This is a genomic window from Paraburkholderia aspalathi (assembly GCF_900116445.1).
GTDB lineage: Bacteria > Pseudomonadota > Gammaproteobacteria > Burkholderiales > Burkholderiaceae > Paraburkholderia > Paraburkholderia aspalathi.
The window spans coordinates 38,143-61,375 of sequence record NZ_FPBH01000010.1 but is presented as its reverse complement, the minus strand read 5'-3'; the positions used below and the strand labels follow the sequence as shown (position 1 = coordinate 61,375).

The 23,233-nt window shown below is 60.3% G+C and carries 18 protein-coding genes, 1 other RNA gene and 1 pseudogene; 4 read left to right on the top strand and 16 right to left on the bottom strand.

Going from position 1 to position 23,233, the window contains the following annotated elements:
- Positions 1-510: 510 nt before the first annotated feature.
- Positions 511-933, top strand: coding sequence for an OsmC family protein (locus BM438_RS17095; RefSeq protein ID WP_063497318.1), 423 nt, complete (start codon positions 511-513; stop codon positions 931-933).
- A gap of 110 nt (positions 934-1,043) precedes the next feature.
- Here the strand turns inward: BM438_RS17095 and rnpB are convergent.
- The 3 genes from rnpB to pyrC form a co-directional block, all read right to left on the bottom strand.
- Positions 1,044-1,457: RNase P RNA component class A (gene rnpB, locus BM438_RS17090), an RNA gene on the bottom strand.
- A gap of 41 nt (positions 1,458-1,498) precedes the next feature.
- Positions 1,499-2,332, bottom strand: a complete 834-nt coding sequence (locus BM438_RS17085; RefSeq protein WP_143131718.1) for a DUF3025 domain-containing protein — start codon at positions 2,330-2,332, stop codon at positions 1,499-1,501.
- A gap of 11 nt (positions 2,333-2,343) precedes the next feature.
- Complete coding sequence (gene pyrC, locus BM438_RS17080; protein ID WP_093635472.1) at positions 2,344-3,423, bottom strand: dihydroorotase; 1,080 nt, start codon at positions 3,421-3,423, stop codon at positions 2,344-2,346.
- Positions 3,424-3,613: 190 nt separating this feature from the next.
- Here pyrC and BM438_RS17075 point away from each other — a divergent pair, with 190 nt between their 5' ends.
- Positions 3,614-4,543 carry a class II glutamine amidotransferase gene (locus BM438_RS17075; RefSeq protein ID WP_093635470.1) on the top strand — a complete coding sequence of 310 codons (930 nt, stop codon included), beginning with the start codon at positions 3,614-3,616 and terminating at the stop codon, positions 4,541-4,543.
- Positions 4,544-4,593: 50 nt separating this feature from the next.
- Here BM438_RS17075 and BM438_RS17070 read toward each other — a convergent pair whose 3' ends face one another.
- From BM438_RS17070 to BM438_RS17045, 6 genes are all read right to left on the bottom strand, one after another.
- Positions 4,594-5,319 (bottom strand): amino acid ABC transporter ATP-binding protein, encoded by a 726-nt coding sequence (locus BM438_RS17070; RefSeq protein ID WP_054034498.1) that lies wholly within the window; start codon positions 5,317-5,319, stop codon positions 4,594-4,596.
- Complete coding sequence (gene gltK, locus BM438_RS17065; RefSeq protein WP_054034499.1) at positions 5,316-5,993, bottom strand: glutamate/aspartate ABC transporter permease GltK; 678 nt, start codon at positions 5,991-5,993, stop codon at positions 5,316-5,318. Before gltK ends, BM438_RS17070 begins: the two co-directional genes overlap by 4 nt.
- Positions 5,993-6,733, bottom strand: coding sequence for an amino acid ABC transporter permease (locus BM438_RS17060; protein WP_054034500.1), 741 nt, complete (start codon positions 6,731-6,733; stop codon positions 5,993-5,995). Before BM438_RS17060 ends, gltK begins: the two co-directional genes overlap by 1 nt.
- Positions 6,734-6,815: 82 nt before the next feature.
- On the bottom strand, positions 6,816-7,709 hold the full coding sequence (locus BM438_RS17055; protein WP_054034501.1) for a glutamate/aspartate ABC transporter substrate-binding protein: 894 nt from the start codon (positions 7,707-7,709) through the stop codon (positions 6,816-6,818).
- Positions 7,710-7,974: 265 nt separating this feature from the next.
- The gene (locus BM438_RS17050; RefSeq protein WP_054034502.1) at positions 7,975-9,288 is read right to left on the bottom strand and encodes a Glu/Leu/Phe/Val family dehydrogenase; all 1,314 of its coding nucleotides are present in this window, start codon (positions 9,286-9,288) and stop codon (positions 7,975-7,977) included.
- A gap of 138 nt (positions 9,289-9,426) precedes the next feature.
- A complete protein-coding gene (locus tag BM438_RS17045) occupies positions 9,427-10,389 on the bottom strand; it encodes a LysR family transcriptional regulator (protein WP_093635468.1) in 963 nt (320 codons plus the stop codon).
- Positions 10,390-10,530: 141 nt separating this feature from the next.
- Here BM438_RS17045 and purB point away from each other — a divergent pair, with 141 nt between their 5' ends.
- A complete protein-coding gene (purB, locus tag BM438_RS17040) occupies positions 10,531-11,919 on the top strand; it encodes an adenylosuccinate lyase (RefSeq protein ID WP_054034504.1) in 1,389 nt (462 codons plus the stop codon).
- Between the two features lie 99 nt (positions 11,920-12,018).
- Here purB and BM438_RS17035 read toward each other — a convergent pair whose 3' ends face one another.
- The 4 genes from BM438_RS17035 to edd all read right to left on the bottom strand — a co-directional run bounded on the left by BM438_RS17035 (position 12,019) and on the right by edd (position 16,720).
- A complete protein-coding gene (locus BM438_RS17035; RefSeq protein ID WP_093635466.1) occupies positions 12,019-12,522 on the bottom strand; it encodes a gluconokinase in 504 nt (167 codons plus the stop codon).
- Between the two features lie 10 nt (positions 12,523-12,532).
- Complete coding sequence (locus tag BM438_RS17030) at positions 12,533-13,918, bottom strand: GntP family permease (RefSeq protein WP_093635464.1); 1,386 nt, start codon at positions 13,916-13,918, stop codon at positions 12,533-12,535.
- A gap of 253 nt (positions 13,919-14,171) precedes the next feature.
- Positions 14,172-14,813, bottom strand: coding sequence for a bifunctional 4-hydroxy-2-oxoglutarate aldolase/2-dehydro-3-deoxy-phosphogluconate aldolase (gene eda / locus BM438_RS17025; protein ID WP_093635462.1), 642 nt, complete (start codon positions 14,811-14,813; stop codon positions 14,172-14,174).
- Between the two features lie 2 nt (positions 14,814-14,815).
- Complete coding sequence (edd, locus tag BM438_RS17020) at positions 14,816-16,720, bottom strand: phosphogluconate dehydratase (protein ID WP_093635460.1); 1,905 nt, start codon at positions 16,718-16,720, stop codon at positions 14,816-14,818.
- Between the two features lie 291 nt (positions 16,721-17,011).
- Here edd and BM438_RS17015 point away from each other — a divergent pair, with 291 nt between their 5' ends.
- A complete protein-coding gene (locus BM438_RS17015; RefSeq protein WP_093635458.1) occupies positions 17,012-17,857 on the top strand; it encodes a MurR/RpiR family transcriptional regulator in 846 nt (281 codons plus the stop codon).
- 192 nt (positions 17,858-18,049) lie between these two features.
- On the opposite strand, the gene BM438_RS17010 is transcribed toward BM438_RS17015, so the two are convergent.
- The 3 genes and pseudogenes from BM438_RS17010 to BM438_RS17005 all read right to left on the bottom strand — a co-directional run bounded on the left by BM438_RS17010 (position 18,050) and on the right by BM438_RS17005 (position 23,133).
- Positions 18,050-21,709 (bottom strand): YadA family autotransporter adhesin, encoded by a 3,660-nt coding sequence (locus BM438_RS17010; RefSeq protein WP_244179391.1) that lies wholly within the window; start codon positions 21,707-21,709, stop codon positions 18,050-18,052.
- A 321-nt stretch (positions 21,710-22,030) separates the two neighbouring features.
- A pseudogene (locus tag BM438_RS46990) lies at positions 22,031-22,165 on the bottom strand (ESPR domain-containing protein); the annotation flags it as partial.
- A 551-nt stretch (positions 22,166-22,716) separates the two neighbouring features.
- Positions 22,717-23,133, bottom strand: coding sequence for a CopD family protein (locus BM438_RS17005; protein WP_054034510.1), 417 nt, complete (start codon positions 23,131-23,133; stop codon positions 22,717-22,719).
- Between the last annotated feature and the right edge of the window lie 100 nt (positions 23,134-23,233).

Below are 23,233 nucleotides of genomic sequence, written 5' to 3'. Positions count from 1 at the left end.
AAATCGGGCGATCCGGCACCAAGATTTGACCATTTGCCCTTCCCGTTCGCCCCGAATCCGGCGTTCGCGAGATCGAAGCTGTGGGCGAAAAAAAACCCGAACGAGCGGTTCGGGTTTAATCCACCAAAGGAGGAGGTGGAGGAGACAGCGGAGGTTGCAGAACTACTGCAACCGATGGGATCGATTATATGAGGCGCCCTTGTGCGACGCAAGAACATTTGCATTGTGAAATGCATTTTTACAATGTGGCAGGCGACCTCGCCGATCAAAAAATTATAAATTCCTTTTAAAATCAATCACAAAAGTCCTTTTAAGGGCTTGCATACACAGACATCATCTAGAGTAAAACCCCTAAACCCGTCAGGGCATTCCCGAATCGCCGAAACATGCCGCACCGCAACACGCAAGCGGTCATCGGGCATAAGTTCCAGCGAAAGTCCCCTCGGGCGGACGCGCAAACACCGGGCTACAATGCGTTTTCGATATAAGCGCAGCGCGGTGGAGCACAGCATGGAATGCAAAGTTAGCTGGATGGGGCAAGACGGGATGGCATTTGCGGCCGAGACGGGCAGCGGTCATCTGGTCACGATGGACGGCGCGCCGGAAGGCGGCGGCCGCAATCTCGCGCCGCGTCCGATGGAAATGGTTCTGCTCGGCACGGGCGGCTGCACGGCGTACGACGTCGTGATGATCCTGAAGAAAAGCCGCCAGGAAATCGCCGGCTGCTCGGTGACGCTGAAGGCCGAACGCGCCAGCGAAGATCCGAAAGTGTTCACCAAGATTCACTTCCACTTCACCGTGACGGGCAAGAATCTGAACCCGGCGACGGTGGAACGCGCGATCAACCTGTCGCACGACAAATACTGCTCGGCGTCGATCATGATCGCGAAGACCGCTGAGCTCACGCACTCGTTCGATATCGTCGCGGGTTGAACGCGGCGCTTCGGCCCAGGCTTCTGCGCGGATAACCGCGCATTGAGCCAAACCAGCGCGTCAAAATAAAAATGCCGACGTCCACACGGACGCCGGCATTTCTTGTTGGGTGGCAAAGCAAGCCGATAAGCCGGATTCTGTGCACGCGCCACGTCCGAAAACGCGACGCGCGTAGCAGTCATTCCTCTAGGCGCGCCATTACTGACGTGCTCAAGCTTCCTACCCGCAGACGTGACGGGGGCCCCGTCCTGCATCTCGAAGATGCTAGCCTGCCTACTTGGAATTGCTCCGGGTGGAGGTTACCGTGCCGGTCTGCCTTGCAGCAGCCGCGGTGCGCTCTTACCGCACCGTTTCACCCTTACCTGATCCCGGCTTGCGCCGGGCCATCGGCGGTTTGCTTTCTGTTGCCCTGTTCCGCGTGTCACCACGGATGGCCGTTAGCCATCACCCTGCCCTATGGAGTCCGGACTTTCCTCGCCCTCTTTGACCGAAGCCGCAGAGGCCGCGACTGCCTGGCCTGCTTTGCTGGGGCGCATTTTAACACTGCGGCGAATGGGGTGCGGCTTTAGCGCGAACGTCGTCCTGTACGAAATACGGAGGTGTCGTCGTAAAACGCGGGCGATTCGTTTTCCACCCACCAACCTGGAATCCCTAGTACGGGCAGCGGCGCAAACACGCGACTCGTCAAATCCACGGTGTTCAGGAGTGCCGTGCTGACCGACTCGTCGAGCCATGCATCGCGCGCGGCAGCGTCCCATTCGAAGTACTCGGACGGCACGTCGACGATCCACGCGTGGCCCGTGCAGGCCTTGAACGGCGCGATCAGCTTTTCCAGCAACGCGTGGCCGAAGCAGCGCACTTCGCAGCGTGAGCCCCAGGCATCACGATGAGCAACCATCAGCGTCTGCCAGTCGAACCCGCGCAAAGCCGCGCTCAACGCCGGGTCGGCACTCGCGAACAGCAACGCGTTTTCGTCGAACAAGGTCAGCGTATCGCGCACGCCGCCGCGAGTCGGGCCGACGCCTAACACGTCGATCGCCGCCGACTGCCGCGCGTTCAGCGCCGCCTTGATCCGCGGAAACGCAAACCACATCGACCCGTTAAAGAAGTCATGCAGGTTGTGGCGGGTCGGCACGCAGCCCGTCGACGCAATGTGCGCCTCGTAAGCCGCGCCCGGCGGCAGATCGTCCTGCGCAATGAACGCGAGACGCTGGCCGCGCCCTGTCACCTGCCGCATCTCGCCGGCATCGGCATTCATCTCTGCGAGCAAGGCCGCGTAGCTCGTCAGCGCGCCCTGCTGCCAGCGCTCGCCGCGCGCCGCGAACTGTGCGAACCACGGCGTCGACCAGTCGATATCGGCGAAACCGAAGCCTACGCGCGCCGCCTCTTGCACCTGCATCTAATGCAACCTCAGACGAGGCGCCAGCCGATCGACTCACCGCCACGCAGCGGCACGACAGGCGTATCGCCGACCGGCAATTCAGCCGGCAGCGTCCATTCTTCGCGACGCAGCGTGACTTTCTCTTCGCTGCGCGGCAGACCGTAGAAATCCGCGCCGAAGAAGCTGGCGAAACCTTCGAGCTTGTCCAGCGCGCCGGCTTTGTCGAACGCTTCCGTGTAGAGCTCGAGCGCATGCAGTGCCGTGTAGCAACCCGCGCAGCCACAGGCGTGCTCCTTCAAACCCTTCGGATGCGGCGCGCTATCCGTGCCGAGGAAGAATCGCGGATTGCCCGAGGTCGCCGCCTCGACCAGCGCCACGCGATGCGTCTCGCGCTTCAACACCGGCAGGCAGTAGTAATGCGGGCGAATGCCGCCCTGGAAGATCGCGTTGCGGTTGTACAGCAGATGGTGCGCGGTGATCGTCGCGCCTAGCAGCCCCGGCGCCACGCCGGCTTCGCGGATGTAGTCGACTGCATCTTTCGTGGTGATGTGCTCGAACACCACCTTCAGCGCCGGAAAGGCACGGCGCAGCGGCGTCATCACGCGGTCGATGAACACCTTCTCGCGGTCGAACAGGTCGATCGATGAATCCGTCACTTCGCCGTGCACCAGCAGCGGCATGCCGGTTTCCTGCATCACCTCGAGCGTTTTAGCGCACTTCATGATGTCGGTAACGCCTGCGTCCGAATTGGTCGTGGCACCCGCCGGGTACAGCTTCACGCCATGCACAAAGCCGCTTTCGCGCGCGCGGCGGATTTCGTCGGGCGGCGTGTTGTCGGTCAGGTACAGCGTCATCAGCGGTTCGAACTTCGCGCCTTCCGGAATCGCCGCGACGATGCGCTCGCGGTACGCCTGCGCCATTGCGGTCGTGGTGACCGGCGGCTTCAGGTTAGGCATGATGATCGCGCGGCCGAACTGGCGCGCGGTATCCGGCAGCACAGCAGCGAGCATCTCGTCGTCGCGAACGTGCAGGTGCCAGTCGTCCGGGCGGGCGAGCGTAACGGAGTCGATGGTGTCGACGGAATCGAGGGAGGCGTTGGAAGCGGTCATGGCGAGAGGGGAACGAGATTCGGCGGCAAAAAAAGCAAATCGGCGCGCTCGAAGCGGTACAAATCACAGCAATTCGCAGCGCTGGAGCCTAAACACACGTCAATTTTGCTATTTGGCGCTTCTGGCTCGGTGATATGCTTGGAAAATCATCATTGTAACGGCTCGCCCCGTTCACAGGCTTACCCGCAACATGTGCCAACTTCTCGGAATGAACTGCGCCGCGCCGACGGACGTCACGTTCTCGTTCACCGGCTTTGCGGCGCGCGGCGGCGTCACCGATCACCACGCGGACGGCTGGGGCATCGCCTTCTTCGAAGACAAAGCCTGCCGCCTGTTCATCGACCATCAATCGTCGGCCACCTCGCCGATCGCCGAGATGGTCAAGCGCTACCCGATCAAATCGAAGAATACGATCGCGCATATTCGCAAAGCGACGCAAGGGCACATCCTGCTGGAAAACTGCCATCCGTTCATGCGTGAACTGTGGGGGCGTCATTGGATCTTTGCGCACAACGGCGACCTGAAAGATTATTCGCCGGCGCTCAACGGCGTCTATCAACCCGTCGGCACAACCGATAGCGAGCTCGCCTTCTGCGCGTTGCTGCAAGGCTTGCGCAAGACTTTTCCGGGCTGCCAGCCGCCGCTGGAAGAACTGTTCGCGGCGCTCGAAACGCTCACGCGCGAGATCACGCAATTCGGCGTGTTCAATTTCCTGATGTCGAACGGCCAAGCGCTGTTCGCGCATTGCTCGACGCATCTGCACTACATCGTGCGGCGCTGGCCGTTCTCCACCGCGCATCTGGTCGATGCCGACGTGTCGATCGATTTCGCCAAATACACGACACCGGAAGACCGCGTCGCCGTGATTGCGACCAAGCCGCTCACCGACAACGAAGTGTGGACCGCCTTCAAACCGGGCGATCTGCTGATGTTCCAGCATGGCGAAGTGATCGGCCGGGTTAATGTGCCGGTGCCGGCTTCGGTGCTGGAGAAGCTGCTTAATCCGGCGCTGGATGCGTCGGCTTCGGCGACTACGATTGCGGCTTCGGTTGAGGCGGTGGCCACAGCCGCGGAGCTCGACCTCGAAGCCGCAGACGACACCGCCGCTTTCGAATCCTGACCCGGGTTGGGCGGCGTTCGCGAAGGCCTGAAACGTCATCAGACACAAACTCAGTGCAGGATCTTCGCCAGAAAGTCCTTCGCGCGATCCGACTTCGGATTCGCGAAGAAGTCTTCCTTCTTATCGTCTTCCACGATCAAGCCCTTGTCCATGAAGATCACGCGGTGCGCGACCTTCTTCGCAAAGCCCATTTCGTGTGTGACGCACATCATCGTCATGCCTTCCTGCGCGAGTTCGACCATCACGTCGAGCACTTCATTGATCATTTCCGGATCGAGTGCCGAAGTCGGTTCGTCGAACAGCATCGCGATCGGGTCCATCGACAACGCGCGTGCAATCGCCACGCGCTGCTGCTGACCGCCCGACAATTGCCCCGGAAACTTGTCCGCATGCGCACGCAGGCCGACGCGATCGAGCAGCTTGTAGCCCTTGGTCGTGGCTTCGTCCTTCGAGCGGCCGAGCACCTTGACCTGCGCGAGCGTCAAGTTCTGCACGATCGACAGATGCGGAAACAGCTCAAAGTGCTGGAACACCATGCCGACCTTCGCACGCAGCTTCGACAGATTGGTTTTCTTGTCGGTCAGCGATTGGCCGTTGATGACGATCTCGCCCTTCTGGAACGGCTCGAGGCCGTTGACGGTTTTGATCAGCGTGGATTTGCCCGAGCCCGACGGCCCGCACACCACCACCACTTCACCTTTTTTGACTTCCGTCGTGCAGTCCGTCAGCACTTGAAACTGACCGTACCACTTCGAAACATTTTTGATAGAGATCATCTTGCGACCTTTTTCTGAAGACCTTTGACGAGGCTCGACGCGATCACGCAGATCACGAAATAACACGCGCCCGCGAACAGTACCATTTCAACATTCGTGCCGTCACGGTCGCCAATATTCGTGGCGGTGCGGAAGAAGTCGGCGAGGCTGATCACGTAGACGAGCGACGTATCCTGAAACAGCACGATACCTTGGGTGAGCAGCAGCGGCACCATCGCGCGGAACGCCTGCGGCAGCACGATGAGGCGCATTGCCTGCGGGTAGCTCATGCCGAGCGCAAACGCTGCATTGACCTGCCCGCGCGGCACCGCCTGAATGCCGGCGCGGATGATCTCCGAATAGTACGCTGCCTCAAAGAGCGAGAAAGCGACCATCGCAGATGCCAGACGAATGTCGATATCCGGCGACAAGCCCAGCACGTTCTGCAGCACCTGCGGCACGATCAGGAAGAACCACAGCAGCACCATCACCAGCGGGATCGAGCGGAACACCGTCACGTAGGCCTTGGCGAACCATTCGAACGGCTTGATCGGCGACAACCGCATGATCGCGAGAAGGGTGCCCCAGACAATGCCGATCACGATTGCGATCAGCGTGATCTTGATGGTGACGATAGCGCCGGTCCACAGCGTAGGCAGTGCGCCCGGAATACCGCTCCAGTCGAAATGATGCATCACTTACCTCCGATATAGCCGGGCAACCGGGTCTTGGCTTCGACCCAGCGCATCAGTTGCATCACGACCAGATTGATCAGCACATAGGCCAGCGTAACCGCGATGAACGACTCATACGTCTGCGACGTATAGTCGACCAGTTGGCGCGCCTGGGCCGACAGATCCAGCAAACCGATGGTCGACGCAACCGCCGAGTTCTTGAAGATGTTCAGAAACTCGGAGGTGAGCGGCGGCACGATGATCCGGTACGCAACCGGCAGCAGCACGTAGCGATACGTCTGCCATTGCGTGAAACCCATCGCCAGACCCGCGGCACGCTGGCCGCGCGGCAATGCGTTGATACCCGAGCGCACCTGCTCGCACACGCGCGCGGCGGTAAAGAGCCCGAGGCACAAAATAGACGACGAGAAGAACTGCGCGCCCGGCGGCAGTTGCTTGTACCAGTTCCCCATCGACGCAGGCAGCAGTTCCGGTATCACCAGATACCAGATAAAGAACTGCACGATCAGCGGGATGTTGCGGAAGATCGCGACATAGAGCGTGCCGATACCCGACGCCCATTTGTTCGGCACCGTGCGCAGCACACCGAACAACGAACCGACGATCAGCGCGATCACCCATGCCGACAGCGACACGGTAATCGTCACCCAGAAGCCGGACAGCAGCCAGCCCAGATAGGTGGTCGGCTCGCCGGTGGAGACCGGACTCAGCAAAATGCCCCAGTTCCAGTGATATGACATGACCAAGACTCCAGCAAAAAGAAACGGAAGAAGCGCGTGGCCCCTTCCGTTTCGTTCAGCGTTTCAAAAAAACAGCTAAGGTTTAATCGATTGCCTTGTCATTCGGGCTCTTGTAGAGCGCCTTGATGTCGTCGCTTTCCGGGAAGGCCAGGTTCAGGCCCTTCGGCGGAATCGGCGATTCGAACCACTTCTTGTAGATCTGATCGGCTTCGCCCGAGGTTTCGACCTTCGCGATCGCGTCGTCGACGACCTTCTTGAATTCCGGATCGTTCTTGCGAATCATGCAGCCGTACGCTTCATGCGATTGCGGCGTGCCGACGATCACGAAATCGCCCGGGTTGTTCGACTTGGCGCGTTCGCCAGCCAGCAGCGCGTCGTCCATCATGAACGCAGCAGCGCGGCCGGTGGAGAGCGTCAGGAACGACTCGCCGTGGTCTTTCGCGCTGATGATGTTCATGCCCATGCTCTTGTCCTGATTCATCTTGCGAAGCAGGCGCTCGGAGGTCGTGCCGGCGGTCGTGACGACCGTCTTGCCCTTCAGGTCAGCGAAGTCCTTGATGCCGGAGTCTTTCTTCGTCATCAGGCGCGTGCCGATCACGAAAATCGTGTTCGAGAACGCAGCCTGTTGCTGGCGCTCGGTGTTATTCGTGGTGGAGCCGCATTCCATGTCGACGGTGCCGTTTTGCACCAGCGGAATACGGTTTTGCGACGTGACCGGGGTGAGCTTGACCTTCAGGTTAGGCATATTCAGCTTTGCCTTGACCGCCTCCACCACCTTCAGCGCGAATTCCTGCGAGTAGCCGATGACATTCTGCTTGTCGTCGTAATACGAAAACGGGATCGACGATTCGCGGTGCCCCAGCGAAATGACACCCGTGTCCTTGATCTTTTTGAGCGTACCAGCGTCTTGCGCATGCGCGCCAACCGTAAACAGTCCGAGAGTCGCGAGCAGCAGCGCAGCTTTTTTAACCTTCATGTGTGATCTCCTTGGCAAGAACCGGCGCCAGTTTAGCAAAGTAATTATTCTGAAAGTATTGCTATAAACCATGTTTGTTGCGCCCGCGCGCCGTTACGAGATTACGGGGGCTTAACCGGGCAATTCAAACACGGCGGATACGCAAAGGCGGGCGGCATCGATAGGATGCCGCCCGCCGGGTGAAACACGCGGTCTTGTGGACCACGTCAAAGCAAGGATTCGCAGCGGCCCGCAAGGTGGCGGGCCGCCGTTTCAAGCCAATCGATCAGGGGTACAGTCCGCGCAATTCGCGCGCTTCAAGGATCCGCTTACATGCGACGATAAACGCCGCAGTCCGCACGGACACCTTCTGTTCGCTCGACACTTGCCACACAGCGGCAAATGCTTCGCGCATGACGCGCTCGAGACGCTGGTTGATCTCGTCTTCGGTCCAGAAGAAGCTCGAGAAGTCCTGCACCCACTCGAAGTACGACACCGTCACGCCGCCGGCGTTGGCTACCACGTCCGGAATCACGAGGATGCCGCGGTCGTGCAGAATGTCGTCCGCTGCCGTGGTGGTCGGGCCGTTGGCGCCTTCCACGACGATCTTCGTCTTGATCTTGCCGGCGTTCTTTTCGGTGATCTGGTTTTCCAGCGCGGCCGGAATCAGGATGTCCGATTCGACGGTCCAGAATTCTTCGTTCGTGACTGCGTCGGCTTCCGGGAAACCGCCTACGCCACCGTTCTTCGCCACGTAATCCGCCAGCGCAACAGCATCGATACCGGTCGACTTGTACAGCGAGCCAGTGTGATCCTGCACCGCGACCAGCTTCGAGCCCGCTTCCTGGAACAGACGTGCGGCGATGCCGCCCACGTTACCGAAACCCTGAACGGCAATCCGTGCGCCTTCGATGTCGACACCGATACGGCGTGCCGCTTCGGAAGCCACCACGAACACGCCACGGCCCGTTGCTTCACGGCGGCCCAGCGAACCACCCAGCGCGATCGGCTTGCCCGTCACGACGCCCGTAGCCGTTTGGCCCTGGTTCATCGAGTACGTGTCCATCATCCACGCCATGATCTGCTCGTTAGTGTTCACGTCCGGCGCGGGGATGTCGGTATTCGGTCCGATGATGATGCCGATTTCGCTCGTGTAGCGGCGCGTGACGCGCTCCAGTTCGCCACGCGACAGCGTACGCGGATCGACACGGATACCACCCTTCGCACCGCCGTACGGCACGTTCACAGCAGCATTCTTCACCGACATCCACGCCGACAGCGCCATCACTTCCGACAGCGTCACGTCCTGGTGATAACGCACACCGCCCTTACCCGGACCGCGCGACACGTTGTGCTGCACGCGATAGCCTTCGAAGTGCGCGACCGTGCCGTTATCGAGTTCGATAGGCACATCGACGATCAGAATGCGCTTCGGGCGCTTCAGGGTTTCGAGCCAGCGGGACAGCGAACCGAGGTACGGCGCGACACGGTCGACCTGACGCAGGTAGTTGCCCCACGGGCCGAGGTCATCTTTATTCAGGTAGGAAGGAACAGACTGCAACGTTGACGCGGATTGTGCTGCTTGTTGCTGGGATGACATGAACGCTCCGGCGTTGATCGAGTGACAGCATTGTCGAAAAACGCCGTTTTGAAATCCAATGCCGTTTCATTATCCGATTATGTTTTTTATGCATAACCATCAAAAACCCGCAAATTCGCGTCGTGGGGAAGCAGGTTCTCAGGCAGCGCTTGCGCGTTGAGCGATCTCCTCGGACACCACATCCCACAGTTGCCGCACGAGTATCTGCCGCGCATCGTCGGTCTTCGCTACGAGCTTGTCGCGATAGAGCCGGATCTCCATGGTCAGCGTGAGTTGCCCCTCAGGCGTGCCGCGGGTCGCGCGGTCGAGCCGGATCAGCTTGCCGTCGGCGACTGCGTCTTCTACGGCGCTGTGTGGCAGGAAGGCGATGCCGTGGCCGGCCAGCGCCATCGCCTTGAGTCCTTCGGCCATGTCGGTTTCGTACAGCCGGTCGAGATACAGGCGCTCCGGCGCGTTGGCGAGGATCACCTCGGTCATGCGGCCCAGATACGCGTTTGGCGTGTAGGACAGATAGGGCGTGGGCGCCTCGGGGGTGCCCGGCAACGTGTGACGCGCCCGGCCGGCGCGGGCCGGCGCGGAGAACGGGCTGATCGGCTCGTTGCCGAGCGTGAGCATGTCGTAGCGCGCCGGATCGAGCGCGACCGGATGACTCGGATGGTGGTAGCCCATCATCAGATCGCAGCCGCCTTCCACCAGCGACAACGCCGCATCGTGCACGTTCAACGCCCGCAGCCGGGTGTGAATCGGACCCATCTGCGCTTCGATGCGCTGCAGCCAGCGCGGGAAGTACGTGAGCGACAGCGTATGCGGCACCGCGAACTCGATGGTCGCCTGCGGCGTGGCCGTGTGGCCGCGCAGTAGCGCGCGTGCCTCGTGGAACTGCGACAGCATCGCGAGCGCCTGCTCGTTGAACACCTGGCCGGCAGCAGTTAGTCGCGTCGGATAAACCGAACGGTCGATCAGTTCGGTGCCGAGCCACGCTTCGAGCGCCTGAATTCGCCGCGAAAACGCCGGTTGCGTGACATGACGCAATTCGGCCGAGCGGCTGAAACTACGCGTTTCCGCGAGCGAAACGAAGTCTTCGAGCCATTTCAGTTCCATGCGAAGCCTGCTGCCAGCGGGAGGGAGGAAGTCAGCATTCTAGCGGCGCGGGGTGGTGCCGCCGGGTTGAGTGGTAAAATTCGCGGTTCCCTCCGTTCCCGATCCGCTCGCTGAGCGCTCGCTTTGACTCCGGCCCCCATCATGTCCGACACCCGCCCCGACACCCTGTTCGCGCTGAACGCGCTCTCCCCGCTCGACGGCCGTTACGCCTCGAAAACCGAAGCCCTGCGCGACTGGCTCTCGGAAGCCGCTTTCATGCGCAATCGCGTGACGGTTGAAATCCACTGGCTGATCGCGCTCTCGCACGCCGGTTTCGCCGAAGTGCCGCGCTTTTCCGAAGCCGCCGAACAATTCCTGCTGCAACTGGCCGAGCGCTTCACCGCGCACGACGCCGCGCGCATCAAGGACATCGAACGTGTGACGAACCACGACGTGAAAGCGGTCGAGTACTGGCTGAAGGAATCGGTGAAGGGTCAGGAAGAACTGGAACGCGCGAGCGAGTTCATTCACTTCGCCTGCACCTCGGAAGACATCAACAACACGTCCCACGGCCTGATGCTCGCCGGCGCGCGTGAACACGTGATTCTGCCGGCGCTGCGCTCGGTGCATCAGCGCCTCGTTGCGCTGGCTCACGCGCAAGCCGAACAGCCGATGCTGTCGCGCACGCACGGCCAGCCGGCCAGCCCGACCACGCTCGGCAAGGAAATCGCCAACGTCGCCGCACGTCTGGAACGCGCGATCGACCGTATCGCCAAGGTCGAGCTGCTGGGCAAGATGAACGGCGCGGTCGGCAACTTCAATGCGCACCTGTCCGCGTATCCGGAATTCGACTGGGAAGCGTTCTCGCGCGAAGTGGTCGAACAGCGCCTGAAGCTCACGTTCAATCCGTACACGATCCAGATCGAACCGCATGACTACATGGCCGAACTGTTCGACGCCGTGTCGCGCGCCAATACGATCCTGCTAGATCTGGACCGCGACGTGTGGGGCTACATCTCGGTCGGTTACTTCAAGCAACGCACGAAGGCCGGCGAAATCGGTTCGTCGACGATGCCGCACAAGGTCAATCCGATCGACTTCGAAAACTCGGAAGGCAATCTCGGTCTCGCCAACGCCACGCTGCGCCACCTCGCCGACAAGCTGCCGATTTCGCGCTGGCAGCGTGACCTGACAGACTCGACGGTGCTGCGCAATATGGGCGTCGCGTTCGGCTACTCGCTGCTCGCGTACGACTCGCTGATCCGCGGTCTGGACAAGCTCGAAGTGAACGCGCAGCGTCTGAACGAAGACCTCGACAACTGCTGGGAAGTGCTGGCCGAGCCGGTGCAAACGGTGATGCGCCGTTACGGCATCGAGAACCCGTATGAGCAGTTGAAGGAACTGACGCGCGGCAAAGGCATCACGCGTGAAGCGCTGCAAACGTTCGTGACCGGTCTCGCGATTCCGCAAGATGCGAAGGATCGTTTGCTCGCCATGACGCCGGGTTCGTATATCGGCAAGGCAGTCGAACTGGCCAAGCGGATCGCTTAAGACCCAGTCACTGCCTCGCAGCTTCGGCCATAAAAAAGGCGCTCACAAACGTGAGCGCCTTTTTTTCATCCTGCAACGTCAGCGGGTTTAACTAAAACCTCACCGCTCCGTCATCTGCCTCAACACCTCGTCGACGATCGCCTCTGGCGACAACTCGATGCTCACCGTGATCGCTTCATCCGGACCCGGCTCTTCGAGCGTATCGAGCTGGCTTTGCAACAGCGACGGATCGAAGAAGTGGCCAGTGCGCGTGGTCAGCCGCTCGCGCAGCACCTCGAACGAACCCTTGAGATAGACGAAGCACACGTCCTTGTCACCGTTGCTCCCGCCGCGCAGAACATCGCGGTATGAGCGCTTCAGCGACGAGCACGTAAACACCGCTTTCTCGCCCGCCCGCTGCTTCTCTTCGATCGCGACACGGATGGTTTGCAACCACGGCCAACGGTCTTCGTCGGTCAACGGAATGCCGTGGTGCATTTTCTCCTTGTTGGCGGCGCTGTGAAACGCGTCGCCGTCGGTGAATGCGCAGTGCAGGCGTTCCGCCAGCATTTCGCCAATCCTCGTTTTGCCGGCGCCCGACACGCCCATTGCGATCAAAATCATCAAAAACTCCTTACACGACCGTCGCGAGCGCGAAAGTCAAACCCAAGCCCATCAGGGAAATAACAGTTTCGAGGAGCGACCATGTCTTGAAGGTCTGCCCCACCGTCATACCGAAGTATTCCTTGATCAGCCAGAAACCGCCGTCATTCACATGCGAGAAAATCAGCGAGCCCGAACCGGTGGCGAGCACCAGCAATTCCGGCGTGACCTGCACGCCGCTCGCCGAAGCGATCGGCGCAACGATGCCGCAGGCCGTCGTCATCGCAACGGTTGCCGAACCCGTAGCCAGACGAATCAGCGCGGCCACCAGCCAGCCGAACAGCAGCGGCGACAGATGCATGGCCGTTGCCACGTTGACGATTTCCTTCGAGATGCCGCTATCCATCAGCACGCGCCCGAAGCCGCCGCCCGCGCCCACGATCAGCGTGATGCCCGCGATCGGCGCCAGACATTCGCCGCAGAACTTCTGGATCTGCTCACGATTGAAGCCGCGGCTCGCGCCGAAGGTCCAGAAGCTGACCAGCACGGCGATCAACAGCGCGACGTCCGAGTTGCCGACGAAACGCAGCAGGTCGTTCGCCAACGTCTTCGGCGTAAACACGAGGTCGGCCCAGCTGCCGACCAGCATCAGAATCACCGGCAGCAGAATCGTGAACAACGTGATGCCGAAGCTCGGCAACTCGCGCTTCGGCGCCGCGCTCTTCGCGTTATTCTGCGCGTCGTCACCGTGGCCGAGGAATTGCGCGGCGAGCGGATTGTTCTCCGGCAGCTTGATGTAACGGCTGATCAACAGTGCGAACAGCGGACCAGCGACGATCGCCGTCGGCACGCCCACGATCAGCCCGTACGCAATCGTCTTGCCGATGTCGGCGTGATACGCCTGCACCGCGAGCATCGCGGCCGGGTGCGGCGGAATCAGACCGTGCACGACGGACAGGCCCGCAACCATCGGCAGGCCGACCAGCAGTAGCGACTTGTTGGTGCGTTTGGCGACGTTGAACGCAATCGGAATCAACAGCACGAAGCCGACTTCAAAAAACACCGGCAAACCGACAATGATCGCCACGACCATCATCGCCCAGTGAATATGCTTCTCGCCGAACTTGTCGATCAGTGTGGTCGCAATGCGCTCGGCGCCGCCCGATTCGGCCATCATTTTGCCGAGCATGGTGCCGAGACCGACCACGATCGCAATGTGGCCGAGCGTGTTGCCGTTGCCGGTTTCGAACGATTTGACGATCGTGCCGATCGGCATGCCGGATGCGAGACCCAGCAGCAGCGAAACGATGATCAGGACGAGGAACGGGTAAACCTTGTAGCGGGTGATCAGCAGGATCAGAAGTGCGATGGCGATCACCGCGAAGACCAGCAGCGTGCTGCCGTGGACAGCTTCCATGAAGCTCCTCCTTTGCGTTATTGATTGTTGGTGCGGAACACAGCTGGCACCTGTCTCACGGCGACCTCGAGCGGTGCCTGAAAACCCGGCAAGCCGCGCGGACGCTGAATTTTACTGTTTGTTGTCTTTAAAAGCGCGTGAATCCGGCACGCACATCGCAAAGGAGCCTCGGCGCGACAGCCTGACAGGCTGTTTCGACGAGGCTCCTTTGTGTAGGACCTGGTTACTGGACTAAAGTACGGGCCGTTTCAACTCAATGGGCAGGCGCGGCCAGCTCGCTGGCGGCACGTGCGAGACGCGTAACTTCATCCCAGTTTTGCACGGCAAGTGCGGCCTTCGGCGTCAACCACGATCCGCCCACGCAAACCACATTCGGTTGTGCGAGGAAGTTGATGGCGCTTTCGGCCGTGATGCCACCGGTCGGGCAGAATTTCAGCGTCGGGAACGGGCCGTAAAACGCCTGCAGCATCGGGATACCGCCGGCTTGCTGCGCCGGGAAGAACTTGACGATTTCGTAGCCGAGTTCGAGCGCCGCGATAATGTCGCTCGGCGTCATGACACCCGGCAGCAGCGGCAAACCTGCATCCTGCGCCGCCTTGTGCATGTCTTTCGTCAGACCTGGCGACACGCCGAATTGCGCGCCCGCTTTCTTCGCCTGAAAACAATGCTCGGGCTTCGTGATCGTGCCGACTCCAACCACGATGTCTTCGGACAGCTGGCTCGCGCGTTCGATCGCGCCGAGCCCCGCAGCCGTGCGCAGCGTGATTTCGAGCACCTTCACGCCGCCCGCATGCAGCGCGCGCGACACGTTTTCGCCCTGTTCGACCGAGTCGAACGCGAGCACCGGAATCACCGGGCCGAGGCGCACGATATCGCTTACTGTTTTCGCCGTCATAGTCAGACTCCTTGTTTCTGCAGCTCGTGGCTGGCTTGAGTGGTGCTTGAGTGTGCTTTCTTGTGTCCGCCGTGCTCGCCCACCATCGGACCGAACACCGAGGCGCCCTGCTCCGCCGGCGCTGCCGCCGCACGGAACACGCCGAACAGTTCACGGCCGAAGCCGACTTCGTTTTCCGCCTGATGCTGCGGCAACGCTTCCGGCCGCGCCGCCCATTCGGCTGCATCGATTTCGATGTCGAGCACGCCTGCGTCTGCATCGATCACCAGCATGTCGCCCGTGCGAACCTTGCCGATCGGGCCTTGCAGCAAGGCTTCCGGCGACAGGTGAATCACCGCCGGCACTTTGCCCGACGCGCCGGACATGCGTCCGTCGGTCACCAGTGCAACGTGAAAACCTTGATCCTGCAACACACCGAGCAACGGCGTCAAACGATGCAGTTCGGGCATGCCGTTTGCGCGGGCGCCCTGGAAGCGCACCACGGCGATGAAATCACGCTTGAGTTCGCCGTTGTCGAACGCCGCCTGCACGGCTTCCTGCGAATCGAACACAATCGCTGGCGCCTTCACCTTGCGATGCTGCGCTGCGACTGCTGAAATCTTGATCACGCCGCGGCCAAGTTTGCCCTGCATCAGACGCAAGCCACCGTCCGGCTGGAACGGTTCCTTGATGCCGCGCAGCACTGCGGTGTCTTCGCTCTTTTCCGTGCCCGGCACCCATTGCAGCTTGCCGTCGAGCAGCTTCGGCTCTTCAGTGTAGTGATGGAGACCCTTGCCGGCGACGGTGTTCACGTCCTCGTGCAGCAAGCCGCCTTCCAGCAGATTGCGAACCAGGAACGCGACGCCGCCTGCGGCGTGGAAGTGATTTACGTCGGCCTTGCCGTTCGGGTAAATCTTGGCGAGCAGCGGCACGGCTTGTGACAGCGTGTCGAAGTCATCCCAGTCGATCACGATGCCGGCCGCGCGCGCGATTGCGACGAGGTGCAGCGTGTGATTGGTCGAACCGCCCGTTGCCAGCAACGCGACGATGCCGTTGACGATCGCTTTTTCGTCGACCACGTGGCCAATCGGCATGTAGTTGCCGCGATCTACCGTCAGGTCGAGCACGCGGCGTGCGGCCTGCGCGGTCAATGCGTCGCGCAGCGGCGTATGCGGGTGCACGAACGCCGAACTCGGCAGATGCAGGCCCATCACTTCCATCAGCATCTGGTTGCTGTTTGCCGTGCCGTAGAACGTGCAGGTGCCCTGGCTGTGATACGCGGCGGCTTCTGCTTCGAGCAGCGCGTCGCGGCCGCACTGGCCGGTGGCGAACAGCTGGCGTGTCTTGGCTTTGTCGTCATTCGACAGGCCGCTGCCCATCGGGCCGGCGGGCACGAAAATCGTCGGCAGGTGGCCGAATTGCAGCGCGCCGATCAGGAGGCCCGGCACGATTTTGTCGCAGATGCCGAGGCACAGCGCCGCGTCAAACATGTTGTGCGTGAGGGCCACTGCGGTGCTCATCGCGATCACTTCACGCGAGAACAGCGACAACTCCATGCCCGCGTTGCCTTGCGTGACGCCGTCGCACATGGCCGGCACACCGCCCGCGAATTGCGCGACGCCGCCGTTTTCACGCGCGGCTTCTTTGATGATGTCCGGGTAGTTTTTGTACGGCGCGTGCGCGGACAACATCTCGTTGTACGAGGACACGATGCCGATGTTCGGCTGGCGAATCTGCTTGATGACGAGCTTGTCGTGGCCTTCAAGACCAGCAAAGCCGTGAGCCAGATTGGCACACGAGAGCGCGCCGCGTGCCGGGAATTTGCCCTGGGCGTGCTCGATACGGGCCAGATACGCCTCGCGAGTGGGCTTGCTGCGCTCGACCACGCGTTGCGTGACCTTCAACAATTGCGAATGCGGGGAAACCATCGGAGCTCCTTCGTCGCTGGCGTGAGGCGTAGGCGCACTATGCCAGGCAGGTATCGCGGGGATGTCGAAACAGTCGACGTCGCAATGTTAGTAGAAAAACTACACGATCGCAATCACGACTCCTGTTGCATTGCGACATTTTTGAATGGCCGGATTGCCTTACTGGCTTTGCTTTGGCGGTGTATGCGGCAAAAATCAGGGAATACACCTACGGCCCGATATGTAGTTTTTGTACCTTCTTCAGCAATCAGATATAGTCCACGCATTCTTCAGCATAGTGCGAGTTTTCCGATGATGCTGTCCCAGGTGGAAGAGATGCGCGATCAGTTGCGTCCGTCAGAACGCAAGCTGGCCGATTACGTGATCGAAGCACCGCGTGAGGTACTCGATCTCTCGATGACCGAAGTGGCCGCGCGCGCGGGTGTCAGTCAGCCGACCATCGCGCGGTTTTGTCATGCGCTGGGGTTTTCGGGATTCCGCGAGTTCAAGATCCGGCTGGCGCAGGGCATAGCCGCGGAAGTGCCGGCCGTCTACCGGGATGTGCGGCCGGATGAGCCGACGCCGGGCGTCGCAGCGAAGGTCCTTGACCGGACCATCGGCGCGCTGATCCAGGTGCGCAACAATTTGTCGTCAGATAGCGTGGCGGCGGCGATCGCGCTGCTGGCGCAGGCGCGGCGCATTGAGTTTTACGGCGCGGGCGGGTCTGGCATTGCCGCGCTGGACGTGCAGCACAAGTTCTTTCGCCTCGGCATGCCGAGCGTTGCGTATTCGGATCCGCACACGTTTCTGATGTCGGCGGCGCTGCTTGGTGAAGGGGATGTGGTGGTGGCGATCTCGAATACCGGACGTACGCGCGATATCGTGGACGCAGTGAAGTCTGCGTTGGCGGCGGGCGCGAAGGTGATTGCGATCACGCACGGCAATTCGCCTTTGGCGCGACTGGCGACGGTCGGCTTGTTCGCCAATGTCGATGAAGACACGGATATTTTTTCGCCGATGACCTCACGCGTTTCGCATCTGGCGATCGGCGATATTCTGGCAGTGGGGGTCGCGTTGAGCCGCGGACCGGAGCTGGTCGAGAAGCTGGCGCAAGCGAAGGAAGTGATCAACCGCAGGAGGATTGATCCGAGGACGTAACACGAAACCTTATTGGCTCTGATCGCGACGCAAGCGCGGTGCGATGCAATCTGGTCTGACGAGCGCCATGTCACCGGCACCCAAAAAATAAGGCGGGCTCCCCGAAGAGAGCCCGCCTTTTTACTACCCACCTAAGACGGGTTCACGAAAAGCACCTAAGCCGCAGCGCTTTCCGCAACCATCACACGACACTTACCACTGGTACGCTGCACCCACGCCATAAGTCGTATCCGCCGAGCTCATCCCTGCACCTGCCTTGATCTTCAGGTTCTGGGTGATACGCGCCGACATGCCCAGCGATACAGCCTGATAGCCCTTGTAGTTGCCGGTACCAATGCCGACTGCGATCGTCTTGCCCGGATCGACGTCCGGAATCATCGTCAACGCTGTAGCGGCTGCAACACCGCTATAAGCGTTACGCGCGACCGAGCCGATACCCTGCTGGAACTGACGCATGTTCACGGCGTCGGTCGGGCCTTGGCCGTCAGCGACGTTCGTGATACGGCGCTCGTTGCCCGGCGAACCCACCGATACCGTGTTGGCCTGATCTGCCACCGAGCCTGCGCCGAGTGCCACCGAGTTGTCGCCACTTGCCTGAGCGCCACCGCCCATCGCCATCGAACCGCTGCCGGTCGCCGATGCTGCCGGACCACCTGTGTCAGTCGCGATGCTGCTGCTGCCGGTCGACTGCTGGTTCTGCACCGCCTGGTTCAGGTTAGCCACTTGCTGGTTGGTATTCCACAGCTGCGAGCCAGTTACGGCATCTGAGCTCGTCGCCGACAGTTCACCGTCCTGCAAATTGGTCAGCTTCACCTTCGGCGCGCTGGCCGAACCGCCCAACGTCACCTGGTTGTGTGCCGCGCTGTCATACGACACCGCGTTCGCCACCGAGCCGCTCATCGTGCCGACGGTAGTCTGCAGGCTAGCGATGTCCGACGTGTTCTGCGTTACACGACCGTCGATGTTGGTGATTGCTGCGCCGACGCCGCTCACGGTCGTGCCACCCACGTTGTACGTGGGCATCGAGATCGTGCCGTCCTCATTGACGGTCGAACCGCCGCCCAAGGCGTCTGCCGTACTCTGGGCGTTTGCATGCAGTTGCGCGCCGTTCACCGCATCGCTGCTTGACGCATTGACCGCACCTGCCGCCACTCCCGTCACGACGCGGTTGCCCGCTGTGCCGGCCATATTGACCCGCAGACCGTCCGTCGCCGCACCGACAAGGATGTCGCGCGAGGTCTGATTTTGCGTGACCATGCCGATGCTGCCGTTGTTAATCTGCGTCTGCAGCGTCGACAGACCGTTATCGAGCGAATCGAGTGCGCCGCCGACCGTGTTCTGCGTGCCGCCTTGCACGTGGTACGTCGGGCCGGTGACCGAACCATCGGCATTGACCTGCGCACCGCCACCGAGCGACGCAACAACCGGACTCAACTGACCAACGTTGACTGCGGAGTTGCTCGTCGTGCCGGCTGCGACGCCGACCAGTTCACGCGCACCTGCGGTGCCCGCGAAGTTGACGCGCGTGCCGTCCTTGTCGCTCGCAACCGTCAGATCACGTGTGGTCTGATCCTGCTGCACCAGACCCAGTTCGCCGTTGTTGATCTGGTTCGTGATGTTGCTCACCGAACCTTCAACATTGGTCACCCGCGAATCGATGTTCGTGATGTCGCCTGCGTTCTTCGCAATATCGCTGGTGTTCTGGGCGATGTCTGAAGCGTTCTGCGCGATATCACCCGCGCTCTTCGAAATGTCGCTCGTGTTCTGGGCGATATCCGACGTGTTTTTGGCGATGTCGTTGATGTTCTGCGCAACGTTCTGGTTCGTCGTGTACAGCTGTGAACCATTCACCGCATCCGTGCTCGTCGCGCTCAGCTCGCCAACCGACAGACCGGTCAGCTTGCGCGCACCCGCCGTGCCGGTGAAGTCCACCACCGTGCCGGCAGCATCCTTCGCCACCGTGATGTTGCCCGACGTCGCATCCTGCTGCACCAGACCCAGTTCGCCGTTGTTGATCTGGTTCGTGATGTTGCTCACCGAACCTTCAACATTGGTCACACGCGAATCGATGCTCGTGATGTCGCCTGCGTTCTTCGCAATATCGCTCGTGTTCTGTGCGATGTCCGAAGCGTTCTGTGCAATGTCGTTGGTGTTCTGCGCAACGTTCTGGTTCGTCGTGTACAGCTGTGAACCATTCACCGCGTCCGTGCTCGTCGCGCTCAGCTCGCCAACCGACAGACCGGTCAGCTTGCGCGTACCTGCCGTGCCGGTGAAGTCCACCACCGTGCCGGCAGCATCCTTCGCCACCGTGATGTTGCCCGACGTCGCATCCTGCTGCACCAGACCCAGTTCGCCGTTGTTGATCTGGTTCGTGATGTTGCTCACCGAACCTTCAACATTGGTCACCCGCGAATCGATGTTCGTGATGTCGCCTGCGTTCTTCGCAATATCGCTGGTGTTCTGGGCGATGTCCGAAGCGTTCTGCGCGATGTCACCCGCGCTCTTCGAAATGTCGCTCGTGTTCTGAGCGATATCCGACGTGTTTTTGGCGATGTCGCTTGTGTTCTGCGTAACGTTCTGGTTCGTCGTGTACAGCTGTGAACCATTCACCGCGTCCGTGCTCGTCGCGCTCAGCTCGCCAACCGACAGACCGGTCAGCTTGCGTGCACCCGCCGTGCCGGTGAAGTCCACCACCGTGCCGGCAGCATCCTTCGCCACCGTGATGTTGCCCGAGTCCGCATCCTGCTGCACCAGGCCCAGTTCGCCGTTGTTAATCTGGTTCGTGATGTTGCTCACCGAACCTTCAACATTGGTCACACGCGAATCAATGTTCGTGATGTCGCCTGCGTTCTTCGCAATATTGCTGGTGTTCTGGGCGATGTCCGAAGCGTTCTGCGCGATATCACCCGTGTTCTTCGAAATGTCGCTCGTGTTCTGGGCGATGTCGTTGGTGTTCTGCGCAACGTTCTGGTTCGTCGTGTACAGCTGTGAACCATTCACCGCGTCCGTGCTCGTCGCGCTCAGTTCGCCAACCGACAGACCGGTCAGCTTGCGCGCACCCGCCGTGCCAGTGAAGTCCACCACCGCGCCGGCAGCATCCTTCGCCACCGTGATGTTGCCCGACGTCACATCCTGCTGCACCAGGCCCAGTTCGCCGTTGTTGATCTGGTTCGTGATGTTGCTCACCGAACCTTCAACATTGGTCACCCGCGAATCGATGTTCGTGATGTCGCCTGCGTTCTTCGCAATATCGCTCGTGTTCTGGGCGATATCCGATGCGTTCTGCGCGATATCACCCGCGCTCTTCGAAATGTCGCTCGTGTTCTGAGCGATATCCGACGTGTTTTTGGCGATGTCGTTGCTGTTCTGCGCAACGTTCTGGTTCGTCGTGTACAGCTGCGAGCCGTTCACCGCATCGCTGCTCGAGTCCGACAGCGCGCCTGCCGCAACGTTCGTCATCGTCGTGCCGGCGTTACCACCGCCCAGCGTGACCTTACCTTTGGTCGCATCGTTATAGGCGATGAACGCGTTGGTGACGTTACCGCTCGCGTCCGTCGTGAGACCCGCGGTCTTCAACTGCCCAATATTCACTGCGTCAGTATTCGCGACACCCGCCGCTACACCCTTCAATTGACGCGCGCCCGCCGTGCCGGTGAAATCCACGGTCGTGCCCGCGGTCGCGGTCGCGATCGTAATCGCATTGCTCGTCGCGTCCTGTTTTATCAGGCCAACCGATGCGTTCAGCGCGGCGACGTTCTGGTTCGTCGTCCACAGCTGTGAGCCGTTCACCGCTTCCGTGCTCGTCGATGAAACCGCGCCTGCCGCCACATTGGTGATCTTTGTGTTGGACATATCGGCGCCGGCCTTGAAGGTCGCCAACCCGGATGTCGTAGTGGCTCCGTTTAGCGCGATTCCGCTAGGACCGTAAAGGGTAACTGTTCCTGAACTCGTTGAATTCGTACTGCCCACGGCCAACCATGCCTTACCGGTCGTTTGGCCTGAACTACCCGTATCCTCATTGAGAATAACGCCATTTCCGCCCGAGCAGCCCACAACGCTGGCATTGTTTAAGCCCCAAGCTGAATTATTAAGACTTGAATAGCTAGCCATACTTGATGTCGTTCCGTTGCAGTTGGCTATGACCCCAGCATTGGCCACCGACGCCCCCATCGCCATTGCAAGCCCAGCAGCAGTTGACACAGCAGCCCTAACGCTTCGGCTCTTCTTTCCTTGCCCCTTTGCATTTTCTTGCGTGGCTACCCACGCTCCAGCGCTTTCATTCCATACGCTCTTGTACGACTTGTTCATGATTTCATCCTTCTGAATATCAGTTTCGGGTTTTGATGTCGCGGGAGGTGTCTTACCGAGGTCCTGCGCGCGTCACTGAGTAGCAGAAGGATTAAAAACAGGGTCGTCGCAATTGGCATTTTTTGACCATCCCATTAATCCTTCTGGAATGGAACAACTATATGGCCGGGCAATTCTTAAACTAATCGGACAGTTCTTAAATCTGGATGACGATAGGAATGCTCCTACGAAAAATTGACAAAAATAGGACCACCGAACAGGAAGCCGCCCGCTGCGCAAGGCCGACAGAGAATGGACACACAGAGGGACTCAGCGCAAGCGCACGAGCGATATCACGCTCAGACTAAGAATAACCTGAACGAATCACCTAGTATGGAAACACTTTGACGGGAAGAGATTGACGCGAAAACAGTCAGATTAGATCAACACTTCTTGACGAATGCCAACCACCCAACATTCGATTATTGAATCACATCCCGCGCGATGTTAAACACCACGCAGATGGATAAACAAACCTGAACAATAAAAATAAATAGGAGAATTCCTATTTATTAAAACGGCTTAATAACAACCAACGCGACAGCTGCCAGCATCCCCAGCACAGGCAGTTCATTGAACATCCGATACCACTTATCCGAGCGGCGATTCTCGCCACGCTCGAACGTCCGCAGCAACACCCCGCAATACGCGTGGTAAATGATCAGCAGCACCACCACACCGACCTTCGCGTGAATCCAGCCCTGTCCGCGTCCGATACCGACCGCGAGCCACAGCCACAGACCGCAGGCGAGCGCCGGCACCGCGATAAACGTCATGAAGCGGAACAGCTTGCGCGCCATCGTCAAAAGGCGCGCCGTAGCGGCGGGTTCCGTCTCCATCGCCAGATTGACGAAGATGCGCGGCAGATAGAACAGGCCGGCAAACCAGGACGCAATCAGAACGATGTGAAACGTTTTTACCCAAAGCATCAGCGGTCCTTGTACTTCGTGTCAGCGTAGAGATGAGCGGTAGCCGCGGGCACACTGAACGGAAAGCTCGTGGCCATCCCAGTGATGACGAAAGCGCGCC

Coding starts and splice junctions, on each gene's coding strand:
- BM438_RS17095 (WP_063497318.1), top strand. CDS start 511: ATGGAATGCAAAGTTAGCTGGATGGGGCAAGACGGGATGGCATTTGCG.
- BM438_RS17085 (WP_143131718.1), bottom strand. CDS start 2,332: ATGCAGGTGCAAGAGGCGGCGCGCGTAGGCTTCGGTTTCGCCGATATC.
- pyrC (WP_093635472.1), bottom strand. CDS start 3,423: ATGACCGCTTCCAACGCCTCCCTCGATTCCGTCGACACCATCGACTCC.
- BM438_RS17075 (WP_093635470.1), top strand. CDS start 3,614: ATGTGCCAACTTCTCGGAATGAACTGCGCCGCGCCGACGGACGTCACG.
- BM438_RS17070 (WP_054034498.1), bottom strand. CDS start 5,319: ATGATCTCTATCAAAAATGTTTCGAAGTGGTACGGTCAGTTTCAAGTG.
- gltK (WP_054034499.1), bottom strand. CDS start 5,993: ATGCATCATTTCGACTGGAGCGGTATTCCGGGCGCACTGCCTACGCTG.
- BM438_RS17060 (WP_054034500.1), bottom strand. CDS start 6,733: ATGTCATATCACTGGAACTGGGGCATTTTGCTGAGTCCGGTCTCCACC.
- BM438_RS17055 (WP_054034501.1), bottom strand. CDS start 7,709: ATGAAGGTTAAAAAAGCTGCGCTGCTGCTCGCGACTCTCGGACTGTTT.
- BM438_RS17050 (WP_054034502.1), bottom strand. CDS start 9,288: ATGTCATCCCAGCAACAAGCAGCACAATCCGCGTCAACGTTGCAGTCT.
- BM438_RS17045 (WP_093635468.1), bottom strand. CDS start 10,389: ATGGAACTGAAATGGCTCGAAGACTTCGTTTCGCTCGCGGAAACGCGT.
- purB (WP_054034504.1), top strand. CDS start 10,531: ATGTCCGACACCCGCCCCGACACCCTGTTCGCGCTGAACGCGCTCTCC.
- BM438_RS17035 (WP_093635466.1), bottom strand. CDS start 12,522: ATGATTTTGATCGCAATGGGCGTGTCGGGCGCCGGCAAAACGAGGATT.
- BM438_RS17030 (WP_093635464.1), bottom strand. CDS start 13,918: ATGGAAGCTGTCCACGGCAGCACGCTGCTGGTCTTCGCGGTGATCGCC.
- eda (WP_093635462.1), bottom strand. CDS start 14,813: ATGACGGCGAAAACAGTAAGCGATATCGTGCGCCTCGGCCCGGTGATT.
- edd (WP_093635460.1), bottom strand. CDS start 16,720: ATGGTTTCCCCGCATTCGCAATTGTTGAAGGTCACGCAACGCGTGGTC.
- BM438_RS17015 (WP_093635458.1), top strand. CDS start 17,012: ATGATGCTGTCCCAGGTGGAAGAGATGCGCGATCAGTTGCGTCCGTCA.
- BM438_RS17010 (WP_244179391.1), bottom strand. CDS start 21,709: ATGTCCAACACAAAGATCACCAATGTGGCGGCAGGCGCGGTTTCATCG.
- BM438_RS17005 (WP_054034510.1), bottom strand. CDS start 23,133: ATGCTTTGGGTAAAAACGTTTCACATCGTTCTGATTGCGTCCTGGTTT.